This is a genomic window from Thiocapsa imhoffii, assembly GCF_016583985.1.
Lineage (GTDB): Bacteria > Pseudomonadota > Gammaproteobacteria > Chromatiales > Chromatiaceae > Thiocapsa > Thiocapsa imhoffii.
On sequence record NZ_NRSD01000011.1, the window covers coordinates 114,935 to 131,071 of the forward strand.

The following is a 16,137-nucleotide window of genomic DNA, read 5'->3' on the forward strand; positions in this document are numbered from 1 at the left end:
GACCATCGATTGAATGTGAACGACCAGCGCGCCACATCCGCGTCATCGAGTCCTCGACATCCCCCAACGCAACGGGGGTTGACCACCAGTAGGCCCGACTGCATCCCGATTCGTGTCAGGGCAAGACCCGACTCACCATCTCCTCGGTCAGGATCTGTGGGAGCACCTCGGGTGATCCGTTTGGTGGATAGTAGACATAGAGTGGAACGCCATTGCGCCCATATTCGGCGAGATAAGACGTGATTGCAGGGTCGCGATTCGTCCAATCACCCTTCAAATACAGCACCCCGGAGGCGGCAAACCGCTGCGCGAGCGCAGGCGAACTCAAGGCCACCCGCTCATTGACCAGACAGGTGATGCACCAAGCCGCCGTCATGTTCACTAAGACGGGCTGCCCCGCCGCGCGGGCGGCGGCCAGCCGTGCGGGGGAATAGTCCTCACTGGGCAGGTGTGAACCGGACGTCGCCGCCGACGAGGATCCCGCGGTCTCGACGGCATCCGTCGCCACCGCGAGATAGAGCGCGCTCACCACCGCCAGCCCCGCCGCGAGCCCCCCCAGTCGCCGTGGCGCAGGCCCTGACACCTGTGTGCGCTCCCGTAACCAGAGTCCGAACGCCAGAATCATCAGGCCCGTGAGAACCAAGGCGATTCCCGCCGGTCCAGTCTGCACACTCAAGACCCAGAGCAACCAGGCGGCGGCGCCAAACATCGGAAAGGCCAACACCTGCTTGAGCGTCTCCATCCAGGCGCCCGGTTTCGGCAACACGCGCGCCAAGCGAGGCATCCAGGACAGGACCAGAAACGGCAAAGCCAAACCAAAACCAAGCGTCAGCATGATGGCTAAGGCCAGCGGCCAGCTCAAGGTGACCGCATACCCGAGTGCGACCCCCATGAAGGGCGCGGTGCATGGGGCCGCGACCAAGGCAGCCAGCGCACCGGTGCCAAAGGCGCCGGCATAACCGACCTGCTGGCCTCCAATCGCCATCAAGCGCGCACCGAGCGTGAAGGCACCGGCGAGACTCAGACCAAAGACAAAGAAGACATACACCATCACCGCGACGAAGGGCGCATACTGCAATTGAAAGCCCCACCCCACGGCTAGGCCAGCGGCTCGCAAACTCAGCAGAATGACGGCGAGAGCCAAAAAGAAGACGAGGACACCAGCGGTATAGGCCAGGCCATCGAGACGGCGCACCCGCGCCCCCGCGGGGCCCTCGGCGGTGAGGCTGTTAACGAGACTCAAGGCCTTCATCGCCAGCACTGGGAAGACGCACGGCATCAAGTTCAGGATCAATCCGCCGATGAGGGCGAAGAGCAACGCGAGCGGCAGGCTGATGGGTGGAGCGGTCGAGCCACTTGTCAGGGCGGCGGTGCGTGTCACCTGCAGATCGAATGAGGACAGATTGCCCGCCGTGTCCGCGACGACCAACACCCCCTCCGGCGCGGCCTGCTCGGCGCGCACCCCAGGTGACAGCTCCAACTGCAACGCCTCCGTGGTGAGACGCCAGGGTTGCATCGCGGCATGATCGATCAGTCCCCATTCCCCAGCGAAGAACCAGGCACCCGTGATCTCCAGGGGGAGCGATTGGCGCGGTACCTCGAGTCGCAGGCCAGCGGGCGCGGCGACCAGCACGGCCTGGTCGATGGTCGCTCGCGGCAAGGCCGCGCGGGTGGCGGCCACGACATCGGCCTCGGTCTGATCAAGCGGTCCCGGCAGATCGCCACTCGCCAACGTCAGGGCCAGGGTCGCCGACTCGGGCACGCAATACTCTTCGCAGACGAGCCAGTCGGCATCCGCCCGCAGCCGCACCGGATCCCCAACGGGCCAATCCTCCGCGAGCGTCAAGTCGAACAGATGAACCGCCTGATCGGAGTAGCCGTAATTCGCGAGGGGACCAACCGGGATCAGTTCAGGGCGTGGCCACTGCATGGGTCCGATGCTGACGCCCTCGGGCAGGGTCCAAGTCACACGCGGTGGCTCGCCCGAGTCGCCAGGATTGCGCCAATAGGTGTGCCACCCAGGTGCGATCTCGAACACCAACGCCAAGGTCACCTGAGACCCAGGGGCAACCTGCGTGCGCTCGGCAACCAGACGCAGGGTGACATGATCGGTGGTCACTGGATTGGCGTGGCCGAACCACGGCCACGCCAACAGTAACAAGAAGGCGAGCAGTCGGCCGTGCGAGCATCGCAGGAGTGTGCGCATGCAACCAGACATCAGACCCGCCGCCGAGCGGTGCGACGCTCCAATCGAAACCCGACCATATCGGCCTCCAGGCGGCTGTAGGGAATCTGTTCGACCCCCCCGAAGTGGGCGGCGGCACGCTCGATCAGGGTGTGGATATCCTCGATGGAGCCAGCCAAGCCGTCCTCGCCGAGCAACCGTTGCAAACCCAACAAGCCGCCAGACTGAATCTTCACCTGCACGCTGTGGGGCATGGTATTGAGATCGTCCGCGACCTCGAAGGCGGAGAGCGCATGGGACTTGAGCGCCCCATGGACCCAGCTACAGCGTTGATGATCGTTCGGCGAAAGGCAGTCGAATTCGGATCCGCCGCGCCGGACCACCTCTTGCGCGTGGCGGCAGCGTGCCATGTTCTTGGTCAGGGGGGCGCAAAAGGGACATTTCATGGTCGAATTCCTCGTCGGTTGATCCGAGCGCATGGCGCGATCCCGTGTTCGTCATCACGGGTGACGAAGTTGCTGATGAGGCACGGTGGCGATCCGGAACATCGGAGTCACGACCGTGCTCTCGGGTGATGTGGCATTTCAGGAGACGGCGATGCTCAGACTGACCATCGAGGTCACGGCAGGGTTCCCCCGAGACATCCGGCCGACCTTCGCACAACGGGTTACGTCAGTGTGGGCGCTGATTAATCCATGCGAAACGGGCCTAGAGAATCGGGACGCGCGCACTCGCGAACAAGACCCCGAGAGGGCGGGCGCGGCGTCAGGTGCACAAGCGACCGTGTCGACGATCGACATGAGCTATTGTTTCAGCCCGAGGCGACCAGAAATGAATCTTGAACCTCGAAGACCCTGACGGGCTCATTAAGGCCGCCGGTCCCGAGCCTGATTCGCGGACAGGGTATGATCCGCGATCACTCTGATCGGTACTCCCGCCAACCTCGCATCCTGATCCTCACTCATCATCGCTGTCATGTTTGGACTCTCACGCCTCACCCTGCTTCTGCTCGTCACCTCGGTGGTGCTCCTGCCATTGAGCAGCGGCTGTAGCCGCATCGGCGTGGCCTACAATACCGGCCCATTCCTGGTGAAAAACTATGCGCGCGACTATTTGAGTCTCGATCGCGCCCAAGTCAGGCGCTGGGAACCGGTCCTTGAGGCAGAGCTTGCGCGCCATCGCAGCGAGGAATTGCCCTATCTCGCCGCCTACTTCGACCATCTACTGAAGGCCAGTGAACAGGGGTTCGACCAACACAACACGGCATGCCTGACCGCTGAGTTGCGAGCGCTCTACCAACGTCAGGCCCGCATCGCGGTCAACCTCGCCGCCCCACTCCTTACCGACCTCTCGGCGTCCCAGGTGCAGCAACTCGAGCAGCGCTTCGCTAAACAGGCGGAGGAGGATCGCGCGAAGCAGGCCGAGCGCACTCGGGAAAACGAACGGCTTGCGCGGACCCGCCGCTATGTCAAGTCGATCGAAGACTGGACCGGACCGCTCAATGCCGAGCAACAGTTCATCCTCGCCGACATCACCGATCGCATGCCGAACAGTCAGGAGCGTCTGCTCGACTACCGCACGCACAAGCGCAAGCAGTTGATCGCCATGCTGCGAGCGAACGCGTCCGAACCTGAGATCCACGCCTTTCTCTCCGCCTGGCTCGTCACCTTCAGCGACCTGCCGCAAGAGCTCGAACAAAGCGGTGAGCAGATCACCGAGCGCATCAGTGAACTCGTCATCCGGCTCGGCGCCAGTCTTGATCCGACCCAACGCCAGCGGCTCGAAACACGCCTGCGTGGGATCCGCGATGACCTGCTGAAACTGCAGCGTCAGCCGCGCATGGCACCGCTGGCCTGCTGAACGGCGTGAGCGCAACCGGGCACGGCGCCAATTGGCCATTCCGATCGAGAGAACAGGATCCGCACGCCGTCGCCCAGGCGCCGAACCAGCGGGCCAGCCGTCGCCAAGCTAGAAGAGATCGTCCATCACACGCGGTGCTGAGCGCCGCACCGAGGTGTCGGCCGCGCGGGCCGGCCCCGCGACGCGGAAGGCCTCGGGGCCCTGTAACGCGTCCTTGAACTCCTCGCTGACCATCTCGAGGAGACCACCACGCGCCCGCGTTGGGGTTCCCCGGTTGGGATCGACTCGCACCTGAACCATCCCCGGAGGTGGTTCCAGTGACGCCACTGGAAGACCATCGAGCGCCTCGGCCATGAAATCGACCCACATCCCCAGCGCCGCCCGGCCGCCCTCCTCGCCGCGCCCGAGTTTCTCGAAATCATCAAACCCCATCCAGGCCACGGTCACGAAGTTGGCCTGATAGCCGGCGAACCATGAGTCACGGATGTCGTTGGTGGTTCCGGTCTTGCCCACGACGTCGCTCCGCCCCAGCGCCTTCGCCCGCGTGCCTGTGCCGGTCTCGATAACCTCACGCATCAGCGAGGTCATCTGATAGGCGATCCGTGGATCGATGACCTGTGGCGCCTGCGGGAGCGGGCTGGTCGGCAGAACCATCGCGGAGGCGTCCCCCGAGCGATACCAGCAATCGGCGCACGCCTGAGGTGCGCGCGCCTCGAAGAGGACCTGGCCTTCGCGGGTCTCGACACGTTCGATGAAATAGGGCACGACGTGATAGCCACCGTTGGCGAACACGGCAAACCCTTCGGCCAACTTCACCGGGGACATCTCGCCAGTGCCGAGGGCCATCGACAAACCGAGTGGTAACGCCTCGAGATCGAACCCGAATTGTTGAATATAATCCTGCGCATCCTCCAGACCGAGATCCTGCAGAAGATTGATCGAGGCCAGATTGCGAGACAAGGCCAAGGCCCGCCGCATGCGGATCGGACCCAGCTCCTTGCGGTCCGCGTTGCGCGGATTCCAACCCTCTTGACCGGCATTCTTGACGGCTTCGTCCCGGAGCAAACTCGCGGGGGTCCAACCGCGGTGCAGTGCGGCAGCGTAAACGAATGGTTTGAAACTGGAACCCGGTTGACGGCGCATGTCGACCGCACGATTGAATTTACTCTCGTTGAAGGAGTAACCGCCAACGAGGGCGCGCACCGCCCCGTCACGCGGGGCAATCGTGACCAATGCGCCCGAGACACGCGGTTTCTGCCCCAGTTCCCACTGACCATCGGTGCCTTGCTGTAAGCGCACGAGATCACCAGCCGCCAGGACGTCGGTGACGCGCCGTGGCTTCGGCCCCCGCCAATTCTCATTGCGAAACTCCTGCGCCCAGGCCACGTGCTTCAGTGCCAAGGTGACTCGCTCACCACCGGCGAGATAGACCTCCGCAGCATCCGCGGAGGCATTCAACACCAAGCCCGCTGTCAGGTCGGGCACGCGTACCACCTCAGCGAGGTAGGTATCGAGGTCGGCATCACGGGCCCCGTCGAGATCGACTCTCGCCTCGGCACCGTAATAGCCATGGCGCCGATCGTAGTCGCGCAATGCGCGACGCACCGCGTGCTGCGCGGCCTCTTGAAGCCGCGACTCGATCGTCGTGGTCACGCGCAGCCCCTGACTGAGGGCGGCCTCTCCATAATAGTCAGCGATCGCTTGGCGGGCCATTTCCGCGACATACCCGGCTTCCAGCTCGGGGGCGCGTCGATGCAGGCGTGCCAGATCAGGCGTCAGAACCGCAATCTCATACTCGGCCTGATCGATATACCCCAGCTCCAACATCCGCCCGAGAATGTAGTTGCGTCGTGCAAGCGCGCGCGCCGGATTGGTGACGGGGTTGTTGGTCGTCGGGGCCTTGGGGATGCCTGCCAACATCGCGGCCTCGGCCGGCGTGAGGGCATCGAGATCCTTGTTGTAGTAGAGGGCGGCGGCGGCCGAAATGCCGTAGGCACGATGACCGAAGAAGATCTGATTGAGATAGAGGTCGAGGATTTGGTCCTTCGTCAACTCACGCTCGACTTGCAGGGTCAGCAGGATCTCGGCGAGTTTCCGCTCGAAGGTCTTCTCCGCGCTCAGCAGGACATTTCTCGTCACCTGCATGGTGATGGTGCTGCCCCCCTGCGTCTTGGCCCCAGTCTCGGCAAAGCTCAACAAGGCGCGTCCCAGACCCACGAAGTCGACACCCGCGTGCTCGAAGAAGCGGCTGTCCTCGGTGGCGAGAAAGGCGTTGATGACGAGCGGAGGGATCTCACTGAAGGCAACCGGTTGACGCCGTTCGATGCCAAATTCAGCCATCAGGGCACCGTCGCGGCTGTAAACCTGCAACGGGGTCTCATATTGGGCCTGGAGTAGACTCTCGATGCTCGGCAACTGTGGGTCATGAACGGCGATGAAGAGCGCCGCGCCCGTCAGCCCCAGAGCGGTGATCTGCAAGGGGGGGCCGAGGATGCTCAAGAACCCGAAGAACCAAGTGAAGGGGGAACGTGGCCGCCGTGCGCGGAGCACCCGCGCGGAGCGTCGCGCACCGGGCGGCAAGGTGCCCGGGTGGTGTGTGTCCCCACGCGGACCAGGGTCGGGGGGCGATGCCGCGCGCGGCTCCTGGATACCGGAACCGGCCGATCGTCTGTCCGAGTCTTGATTCAAGCGTCTCTCCCGCAACTCTAGCCGCTGTGGACCTGGCCAAACGGGCGCCTGCACCGCGGCTTAGGCACGTTGCTCGATGTCATGCATGGTGACCGAATTGAATTGTACACTAACGCCCTGTTGTGCCGAGCAGATCCTCGGCGGCGGGGTCGTGACTGCCCATCCGCGTCGTTGAGGATTTCGATCATGGTGTTGAACGGTCCCATCCCGATCGTGTTCGCCGTCGCTCTGATGCAGAGCATCACGACCGCGGCGCAAGGCGATGACCGCTCTAGGGTCGCGCAGCCTCTCGAGCCGTCCCCTGACACCACCTCGGTGGTCGCCGCGACGCGCGAGGTCGAACTCATTGGCTTCACCCGCGCCGCGGCACAGACCCCCCTGGTCGCGGAAACCGAGGGGCGGGTGCGGCAGGTCTTTCTCGACATCGGCGAGCAGGTCGACGAGAGCGGCCGCTTCGCGCAACTCGACACCACCTTCCTGCGTCTCGACCTCGAGGACCTACGGGTTCAGCAGGAGCGGATGCGCGATCAAATCGCGTTCGACGAGCGCGAGGTCGAACGGATCCGCGAGTTGGTGCGTCAGAACAGTGCTTCGGCGTCACAGCTCGACGCACTGGAGCAGTCCGTGCGCGACAATCGCCATCAACTGCGCGCGCTGGATGTGCGCCAGCGGATCCTTGAGGAACGCATTGCGCGCGCCACGATTCTCGCCCCACCCGGACACCGCATCACGGCCCGGCGGATCGAGCCGGGTCAGTGGGTCAGCACCGGCGAGACACTCGGCAGCGCGGCCGATTTTTCCACACTGCTCGTGCCCTTCGCCTTAACTCCAGAGCAGTTCGCCGCGCTCTCGGCAACGGCCGATCAGCTAGGCCTGCAACCCCTCGACGCCACCCGCGGCCAACCGCGCGCGGCCGCGCCAACCGAAACACTGGCCGCGCGCATTCATCGCGTCAATCCCTCATTCGACCCCGAGACACGCAAGATCGCTGTTGAACTCGCCCTCATCGACCCGGTACCAGATCCACGCGGTGGCCTGCGACTGCGGCTCGGGCTGCCCCTAGCCGAGGCGACTGGAGCCCTCAGTGTTCCCCGCTCCGCGCTCGCATCGAGTTACGATGAGGTCTGGGTGATCCGCGACAGCGGCGAGCGGATCCCGGTGTTGCCACTCGGCCCCGATGCCCGCGACGCATCTCGCATGCGCGTGAGCGCACCCGGTCTAGCGGAGGGTGACCGGATTCGTCTCTCCGCCCCAGACTGACGGCCAGGACGCGCGCCCCTTCAACCCCGCGGCGAACGTCACCATCTCAGTCACTGAATCGTGCCACGGCCGCAGCTACCGCTTCCCACAGAGACCATGACGTCCATCGTCCGCTTCACCCTTCGTCAGCGCGTGCTCTTTAATGTGCTGTTCGTGTTGATCTTCGTCGCGGGCATCTTCGCGCTCGATGCGCTGCCGACCGAGCGTTATCCCGAGGTCAATTTCGGGAAGGTGGTGATCTCGACCATCTATCCAGGTGCCTCACCGAGCGACGTCGAGGCCCTGGTCACCCGTGAGATCGAACGCGCGCTCGATGGCCTCGAGGACGTCGAATTCATCCGCGCCAAATCTCAGCGCGAGCGCTCGAGCCTGACGGTGAAGTTTCGTGACGACAGCGACTATGAGTTGCTCTACAACGAGCTGCGCTTTCGGGTCTTGAGCGCCCTCGAGCGCCTGCCAAGCGGGATCGATCCGCCGCGCTTCGATCTGGTGCGCACCTCTTTCTGGTTGCCGGTCGTGACGGTCAACCTCATGGGTGAGCGGTCCAACCGGGCACTGGCGCTGATCGGTCAGGAGTTGCAGCTGCGGTTGGCGCAGATTCCCGGAGTCGCCGAGGTCAGACTCGATGGGGAGCAGCGGCGCGAATTTCACATCATGCTCGATCCCTGGAAGCTCAAGGCGAACGGCATCAGCTTCGATCACGTTGCCGCGGCACTCCAGGATGCCAATGTCACCCTCCCCGCCGGTCAGTTCAGCGATGAGAGTGGAGACTATCTGGTCCGGGTCGATGAACGCTTTCGCAGTCGTGAGCAGGTGGTGCAAACCAAGCTCAGACGGGACGCCGACGGTTCCTTCCTGACCCTGGAGGACGTGATCGCGGACGCGCGCCTGGACTACCGCACCCCGATCGTTATGACCTCCGCGAACGGCATCGACGCGGTGGCGTTGCGGCTGCTCAAATCGCCGCAAGGCAGTGCCATCAGCATTTATGCCGCCGCGCAGGCCATCGTCGCGGAGTTCGCACCCCAGCTCGCGCAAGAAGGCATCGCCGTCACCTTCACACAGGATTCCACCACCTACATCAAGGAATCGCTCCAAACACTCGGCTGGAATCTTATCGTCGGGATCCTCTTGGTGAGCCTGATCCTCTGGCTCGTCCTCGGTGTGCGCAACGCGGGCTTGGTCACGATCGGAATCCCCTTCGCCTACATGGTGACCATGGTCCTGATGCAACTGACCGGGAATTCGCTGAACGAAATCACCCTATTCAGTTTCGTCCTGGTCTCGGGAATCATCGTCGACGACGCCATCGTCGTTGTCGAGAACATCTACCGCCGCGTGCAATCGGGCCAGGCGCTCGAGCAAGCGATCATCGACGGCACGGCGGAGGTGGCCTGGCCGGTGATCTCCTCCTCTCTCACCACGATCGCCGCCTTTCTTCCCATGCTCATCATGACGGGCTCCACGGGCGAATTCTTCGCGCTCATCCCGAAGGCCGTCACCTTTGCCATCATTGCCTCGCTCTTCGAGTGTCTGCTCATCCTCCCCATCCATTACCTCGACTTCGGTCCACGCGGCCCAGCCGTCGCCGCGACACTGGGCATCGGTCGGGGGCGGGGGGGCGGTGAGGGACGCCTGATGCCGGCCCTGCGGGCACTCACGCAACGCCTCGTTGGAATCAGCTTGCGCTTTCGGATGCTCAGCCTCGGCGTCGTCCTGGTCGCTTTCATCACCGCCGTGACCATGTTCAGCCTCTCCATCACGGGCAGCGCGAGTTTCGTGCGGATCCAATTCTTTCCAGATGACTACACCACCTACTACGCCTTCATCGAGGGCCCACCCGAAACACCCATCGCGGACACCCATGAGCGCGTGAAGGCGGTCGCCCGCTTCATCATGGACGACGGCCCGAGCTTCGCACGCTCGGCGGCGGGTTACGCGGGGTTCCAGTTCAATGAGGATTACGAGGAGGACATCGGTCAGCACCTCGGCATGGTCATGGTCGCCCTCCCGCTCAAGGGGGAGCAGGGTTTCGACGAGCCGCTTGAGCATCTCGAATGGATGCGACAGCGGCTGGTCGCGGAATTCGCTCAACCCGATTTCCGGGTGACGGTGCGGCCACAGAAAGACGGCCCGCCGACCGGCAAGGACATCAATGTCGAGGTCGTGGGAACCGACGAGCAAGCGGTTCAGGGACTCGCGAGCATCCTGTTGGAACGGCTGCGCAACCATCCTGACTTCAGCCCGCACCTGCGTGATCTCTCCGCCGAGCGCGCCCGCCCGGCACGGGTGTTCCGGTTGGCGGTCGATGCGGCACGCGCGCAGGAATTCGGCCTGACGGCCGGCGATGCGGCGCGGCTGGCGGCCTCCGTGCTCGACGGCCGCTACATTGGCTACTATCGACTCCATGACGAAGAGGTCGACCTGAAATTGCGCGTCGATCCGAGCTATCTCCGGACGCCGGAGGCCGCACTCGACATCCCGGTCTTGGAGCGCGCGGACGGCTCGATCCTCCTAGGCGACGTCTTGCGTCCTAGCGCCGAGATCCAGCCGGGTGAACTCGCTCGCTACCAACGGCAACGCAGCCAGGCGATCGCGGCGGACATCGCGCCGGGCGCGCCGATCTCAAGTGCTCAGGTGGTGGCTTGGTTCCGCTCCCAATACCAGGATCTCCAGGCAGAGTATCCCGGTGCCAACTTGGTTTTCGGCGGCGCCTTCGAGGAAACGCAGCGTTCATTCGACAGTCTGTTGCGCGCCTTTGGGCTCGCCGTCCTGCTCATCTATCTCATCCTGGCGACCCAGTTCAAATCCTATTCCCAGCCCCTGATCATCATTTCGGCCGTCGTCTTCTCGATCATCGGAGTGGTCTTCGGCAAGGTGATCACGCAATCACTTTTCACCGTGAACAGCTTCATTGCCGTCGTTGGGGTCACCGGCGTCGTCGTCAACGACGCATTGCTCTTAATCGAATTCATCAACCGTCGCTACCGTGACGGCATGACCCGTCATGAGGCCATCCGCGCCGGAGTCGATCTGCGACTGCGCCCAATCCTCTTGACCACCCTGACCACCACGCTTGGGCTCTTACCGATGGCCATCGGGTTTCCGAATTATTCGGTGATCTGGGGCTCGATGGCATCCACCTTCGTCACTGGACTGGCCACCGCGACCCTGCTGACCCTCTTCATCGTACCCGTCATCTGGGATCTCCTGACCGAATGGCAGGAACGGCGCCAGGCGCGGCGCTTGGCGAAGGCGCCAACGCCCGCGCCCGGGTTGCGCGACCCATGATCTCGTCTTGCGAGACTCTCTTCTCATCCCCGAGCAAACAACCCAGACAGAAAGATTCAAGCCATCACCCTGATGCCTGACAAACCGCCCATGGAACCCTCAAGACCATGAATGTCAAGTGGCTTATGGGTTAGCGGCACAGGAGACCGACTGCGACCGAACCTGAATATCGACGGTGACCAGATCCTCCGTACTGGGCACATTCTCGAGCAAGATCTTCGGAGTTGAAGGTGGATCAACGCCGAGATCAAGACGCGCATAACTTGAGGTGCGCGCACTATGCCAATCACACAGCGCGGTTTGATCAGCGAGCACAACCTCGATCTCGCCCGAACCCGATTCGCCCGTCCAACCGGCGCGGCTCACCCAGCATTCGAACGAATAGTTGCCATCATCCTTCTGCTTGAGGCTCGTGAGCGGGCACTCACCCGTATCGATGTTGAGCAGAGTCGGCGCATTGGCCTGTTTCGGTGTCAGATAGATCAAACCCTCGACGGTGAGAAAGGTCTGTTCCGCATTGGGCTCACCCGGACAAGTTCCCACGCCAGAGATGCAGACATTCATCCCCAGATTGCCACTGAAGAGTGACGTCCCATCACGAGACATGGGGGCGGCGCAGGCACTGTCGGTCGGCTGTCCCGTGATCGGTGTCAGCAGGAAATGTTGATTTGCGAGGTGCGTCGCGGTGTAGGCTTGACTCGTCTCGTTCGCGGGATCGTAGCTCGCGTTGACACCGATTCCGACCGCGGTGTAGCCGGTCCCGACAGCGCGTGCCTGATAGCCGCGATATTTCCGAATCGTGCTTAAGGCACGGTGGCGACTACTCCAAAATGTCGTCGGGGCAACCGCGGGATCGCCGACACAGATGCGGTCCTTGTTCGCGGCACGCTCGAGACGCACGATGCCGATGTTCCCATACCAACCCTCTCCGACATAGCAGCTGTATTGGAGCGACCAATAAGGACCACGATCGATCGCCTCGGGCTTGAGCTGAGCTGACCACTGGGTATTAAAATCGCTCTTGTTGTCTTTAAAGATCCGCACACAGAGCGATGAATCCGAGGAGATCACCTTCAGTGACTGTAGATCGATGTCTGGGTTATTCCCGCTGACACTGTAACTCTTGTCGATGAAGACCTCACCCGAGACCCGGCTGAAGCCCTGGCCGGCGGTTGAACTCTCCATCTGCAAGACCACCGTCTCGTTGGCAACCAGTTGCACCCTGGTGCCGCGAATGCGCGTCTCGCTGCCGTCAGCGTGTTGGATGACTGACACCCCCTCCTCCGCTGCGATCAGCGGACTCACATTCGGCGGCAGACTCGCCCGCCCGGTCGGAGTCTTGATGAGACCCGGCCCGGCCAATCCGCCGCGACTGGCATTGAGCGCGCTGAAGGGATCCTCGCAGCTCATCTCACTCACTAGGGTCACGGTCTGCGCCTGAGCGCGGGCATCCTGCCAAGTCACGACTTGCCTCACCCGCAGGCGGGTGCCCACCAGGGTCCGCGTCTCCGTCCAAGTAAAGGTCGTGTTGAGGCCGGTCCAGGTCCCCGTGGTGGTGCCGTGATTCGCCAATAAGGCCGCGCAGCGATCAGTGCTGGTCTGAAAATTGGCCCGTAAGGCATCGAGGCGGCTCCCGGCGAACTGCGCGGCCTCTGAGCGCGCCTTCGAATCACCCGAACTGCCGACCAGCGCGCCCTGCAATTTGGCGATCGCGAGCAGCCCACCTGAAAGGATCACCAGGGCAATGATGGCCTCGATCAGAATCGAACCAGCGGTTTTGCCGACGCCTGTTCTGGGCATGGTCTTATCCCCCAGTGTCATGGTGTCACAACCCAATCGCGCCAGCTTCCAGACAGCACCGCGCGTGCTCCGAGTTGCGCTGCATTGCGAACCGCTTGGGGATCATAGATAAATCTCGGCGTCCCTCCCCCTTTACCCTGCCCACGAATGATCGCCGAGCCGAAGAAACGCGGGATGCCATTCACACTCAGATCACCGTCGACATAAAGCACCCCATAAAAGTTGGGATTCCCCGTGAAGGTCGCATTACCGTCAACGATCAGCACCAGCGGTCGTGTCGGGGAACCCAGATCTTTTCCAGTCGAGAGATCACCCTCGACCCAGATCACTTGTCCGCCGACTGGACCGCTGATCGCGTTGAGCTGGGCACCGCTGAGGATCTGACTCGCGATGGCCCGTTTGTATTCCTCGCGAGGAACGCCCATGAAGGCCTCGAAAAAGGCCGCTTGCGAGAGATTCGCCAACGCATAGTCGTGATCAATCACATCGGGGCCGATCACACTGGCATCGGTCGTACAGATATAGGTGTCCGTGGTGTTGTGCGTGCCACAACTGCTCGGCAAATCGGCGATGCTGCTCTGCAACACCAGGGGATCCTGGCTCAGGCTTGGATTGGCTGGATTGCGAATGAAGGTGTTCCCGGGATTGCCCGAGACCGAGAAGGCCCCAGCGGACCAAATCGTCAGATTATTGAAGAGGTTGAACACCCGTGCGGCGCCATTGAACACAACCCCAGTCCCCGAGATCATGGGGTTGGTCGGGCCAGGACCGCCCAGTGATGGCCCCGCGCGGACATCGGCGACGGCATATTGCAGCCCAGCCCGATCATCACTCCAACCGCAGGAGACGATGGTGAGTCGCCGGGTCGCGCCACCGGTTCGGTTCGCGCAGTCCGTGAGGTCGATGTTCGCGGGCGGCACAGCGGGACATATGGGTTCGGCGAACCCCAAGTCAGGATTTTGGAAACGCGCCCAATAGAGTGTCGCGGAGGCATTCTCGGCCGCCGACTCTGGGAGTGTCCCCATGAACTGACAGGTCCCGGGAACGCCACCGCCACGGATGTGCGCGAGCGCGCGCTCGAGTCCGGCCTGAGCAGCGCTGGCGGCCTGAGCCGAGCGCAGTGAATTGGCCGCCAGTCGTTGTTCCATCAAGGCGACGCGCGAGCCAAAGATCACGGCCATCGAGACGCCCACCAGCAGAATGATGGCGACGACCAGCGTTGCGATCCCCCGCTGACGCCAGCCGATCCTGTCGGGCCATCCGCGCCGCGTCATCATTCTGAAACACCTGGCCATTATCCGCCTCCCCAGCTCAGCAGCCGAGTCAGGTCACAGGGCCGTGCCGACTCATTCACAGGACGTCGATCATGCGATTGTTCTGGACCCTCACCGCCCGTTCGATCCCATTTCCAGCCCCGAGTTGAATCACGGGGTCCGTCCGGTGTACCGCCTGGACCCGAACCCGGATCGTCCGGCTCTCCACCAAACTCTGTCCTGATGCGACCGCACCCGGCTGGGCTTGGTACTCGATACAGGCGGGCGTCACGCTCGCTTCAGTGCTGACCGTCCAAGCCGCCACTCCGGTCGAAACGTTGACACAACGTGAACCAACGGTTGAAAATTGCAAATTGGTCACGTTGGTTTCATTGGGATCCGTTAGGGCCACCCACCGCGTGTCCGCGGGCGTGTCATCGGCACCGCACCCCCCGGGGTTGGTATTGCGAGCAGCACCCGTCGGGTCCACGAGCATCTCGATCACGCCCACATCCTGGAGGACGGCACGACGATAGCCGAAGACCAACTGATCGCTCGCGCCGGTATAGGTCGCGTCATAGCTGAGCAAGAGACAGGAGCCGCCCTCGAGGAGATGGATGTCGCCGAGCGTGGGGAGCGCCGGATCGGTCGAACAACCAGCCGTTCGGCTCATGAAGCAATTGCGCGGCCGAATCGCGCCGGCGGGGATGCTCACCGCATCGCGCCAATAACCGGCACGGCGAATGTCATTCGTGATGAAATCCAGCGCCACGCGCACATCCTGATTCAAGCGCGCCTGGCGAACCAGGTCGCTGTGGCCGGCGAGCACCGCGATATAGAGCGACATCAACCCAACGAGCGCGATCAAGCCGACGACCATGCCGATCATCAACTCGACGAGATTGACGCCGCCTTGATGGCCGGGTCGCGACCAGCTGCTATTCCGGTTGAGTTTCATCATGATTGACAGCGACTTCGCACGGCTGATAGACCCCGATATAGCCGCTGCCCAGTTCGGAACAGATGGCCGTTCGCCCGGTAAACCGAACGCGAATTCGGGTATGGTGTTCCCGCGCGGAGGCCAAGTTGATCGTGATGTCGTCAAGGGTGCGCAAGGTGCCGCGGACGGGGTCGAAGCGAAACTCGAGGGGCAAGTTCTCAAGCACCCGGATCGACTCGAATTGCGCCCCATTCAGCCGATCGAGCAGCTGCTCGTTGTTCCCATCGACCATGAGAACGTCGGCACGCCACGTCGCCGCCTCGTCAAGGCTCAGTCGAACGATGACCTCGCGCGCGCGTTTGATCGCCTCTGTGCGCGCGAGCTGGATCTGACTGTGGAGCGCATCGGTCGCACCAACCATGCGACGCCGATCGAGCACATCGAAGGTCGGCGTGGCCAATGAGGCCAGGATCCCCAGGATCGCAATCACGATCATGAGTTCGATCAGCGTGAAACCAGACGCTCGCTGTTGACTGAACATCGGCCGACCTCGAACAGAATCACCATGGAACCGGGCGTGCAAGCACACCAGTCGCCAGGTTCCCTCACAAGGAGACGGTCATATCCGTTCGTTTCGATCCCGCATGCGCTGCGACGCACTCCTGGCTTGATCCTCAGTCTAGGTCTGGGGGGAGCGGAACACCGTGATTCGGTTAACACATCAGGCCGAATGACCTGTTCTAGACTTGAGCAACACGGGACGCGGAGCGCCAGCCCATGTTGCAACGCCAGCGTGGAGCGATGGCGCGCGCCACCCTTCGTCAGATTGCCATCTCGGACCCGCTACCGGGTCGCGGGTG

General features: G+C 62.9%; 10 protein-coding genes. 3 read left to right on the forward strand and 7 right to left on the reverse strand.

Features of this window, described 5'->3' with window-relative positions:
• Positions 1-115: 115 nt before the first annotated feature.
• Together CKO25_RS11935 and CKO25_RS11940 are read right to left on the reverse strand one after the other, a co-directional pair.
• A complete protein-coding gene (locus tag CKO25_RS11935) occupies positions 116-2,206 on the reverse strand; it encodes a protein-disulfide reductase DsbD family protein (RefSeq protein WP_242467576.1) in 2,091 nt (696 codons plus the stop codon).
• Positions 2,207-2,217: 11 nt separating this feature from the next.
• The gene (locus CKO25_RS11940) at positions 2,218-2,631 is read right to left on the reverse strand and encodes a hypothetical protein (RefSeq protein ID WP_200388148.1); all 414 of its coding nucleotides are present in this window, start codon (positions 2,629-2,631) and stop codon (positions 2,218-2,220) included.
• Between the two features lie 529 nt (positions 2,632-3,160).
• Between CKO25_RS11940 and CKO25_RS11945 the strand changes: the two genes are divergently transcribed.
• Positions 3,161-4,045 carry a DUF6279 family lipoprotein gene (locus CKO25_RS11945; protein WP_200388149.1) on the forward strand — a complete coding sequence of 295 codons (885 nt, stop codon included), beginning with the start codon at positions 3,161-3,163 and terminating at the stop codon, positions 4,043-4,045.
• A 108-nt stretch (positions 4,046-4,153) separates the two neighbouring features.
• Here CKO25_RS11945 and CKO25_RS11950 read toward each other — a convergent pair whose 3' ends face one another.
• Positions 4,154-6,733 carry a penicillin-binding protein 1A gene (locus CKO25_RS11950; RefSeq protein ID WP_371829713.1) on the reverse strand — a complete coding sequence of 860 codons (2,580 nt, stop codon included), beginning with the start codon at positions 6,731-6,733 and terminating at the stop codon, positions 4,154-4,156.
• A 186-nt stretch (positions 6,734-6,919) separates the two neighbouring features.
• On the opposite strand from CKO25_RS11950, the gene CKO25_RS11955 reads away from it, so the two are divergent.
• A complete protein-coding gene (locus CKO25_RS11955; protein ID WP_242467577.1) occupies positions 6,920-7,993 on the forward strand; it encodes an efflux RND transporter periplasmic adaptor subunit in 1,074 nt (357 codons plus the stop codon).
• A 96-nt stretch (positions 7,994-8,089) separates the two neighbouring features.
• On the forward strand, positions 8,090-11,284 hold the full coding sequence (locus CKO25_RS11960) for an efflux RND transporter permease subunit (protein WP_200388150.1): 3,195 nt from the start codon (positions 8,090-8,092) through the stop codon (positions 11,282-11,284).
• 123 nt (positions 11,285-11,407) lie between these two features.
• On the opposite strand, the gene CKO25_RS11965 is transcribed toward CKO25_RS11960, so the two are convergent.
• From CKO25_RS11965 to CKO25_RS11980, 4 genes are all read right to left on the reverse strand, one after another.
• On the reverse strand, positions 11,408-13,084 hold the full coding sequence (locus tag CKO25_RS11965; RefSeq protein WP_200388151.1) for a type IV pilus modification PilV family protein: 1,677 nt from the start codon (positions 13,082-13,084) through the stop codon (positions 11,408-11,410).
• A gap of 17 nt (positions 13,085-13,101) precedes the next feature.
• Entirely contained in the window at positions 13,102-14,361 is a 1,260-nt protein-coding gene (locus CKO25_RS11970; RefSeq protein WP_200388152.1) for a pilus assembly PilX family protein, read from the reverse strand.
• 73 nt (positions 14,362-14,434) lie between these two features.
• Entirely contained in the window at positions 14,435-15,298 is an 864-nt protein-coding gene (locus CKO25_RS11975) for a hypothetical protein (RefSeq protein WP_200388153.1), read from the reverse strand.
• Entirely contained in the window at positions 15,276-15,818 is a 543-nt protein-coding gene (locus tag CKO25_RS11980) for a GspH/FimT family pseudopilin (protein WP_200388154.1), read from the reverse strand. Before CKO25_RS11980 ends, CKO25_RS11975 begins: the two co-directional genes overlap by 23 nt.
• Positions 15,819-16,137 lie beyond the last annotated feature (319 nt).

Bases quoted from the DNA above. Each gene is read 5' to 3' on its own strand.
- CKO25_RS11945 (WP_200388149.1), top strand. From the start codon at position 3,161: ATGTTTGGACTCTCACGCCTCACCCTGCTTCTGCTCGTCACCTCGGTG.
- CKO25_RS11975 (WP_200388153.1), bottom strand. From the start codon at position 15,298: ATGATGAAACTCAACCGGAATAGCAGCTGGTCGCGACCCGGCCATCAA.
- CKO25_RS11980 (WP_200388154.1), bottom strand. From the start codon at position 15,818: ATGTTCAGTCAACAGCGAGCGTCTGGTTTCACGCTGATCGAACTCATG.
- CKO25_RS11955 (WP_242467577.1), top strand. From the start codon at position 6,920: ATGGTGTTGAACGGTCCCATCCCGATCGTGTTCGCCGTCGCTCTGATG.
- CKO25_RS11970 (WP_200388152.1), bottom strand. From the start codon at position 14,361: ATGATGACGCGGCGCGGATGGCCCGACAGGATCGGCTGGCGTCAGCGG.
- CKO25_RS11940 (WP_200388148.1), bottom strand. From the start codon at position 2,631: ATGAAATGTCCCTTTTGCGCCCCCCTGACCAAGAACATGGCACGCTGC.
- CKO25_RS11965 (WP_200388151.1), bottom strand. From the start codon at position 13,084: ATGCCCAGAACAGGCGTCGGCAAAACCGCTGGTTCGATTCTGATCGAG.
- CKO25_RS11960 (WP_200388150.1), top strand. From the start codon at position 8,090: ATGACGTCCATCGTCCGCTTCACCCTTCGTCAGCGCGTGCTCTTTAAT.
- CKO25_RS11935 (WP_242467576.1), bottom strand. From the start codon at position 2,206: ATGCGCACACTCCTGCGATGCTCGCACGGCCGACTGCTCGCCTTCTTG.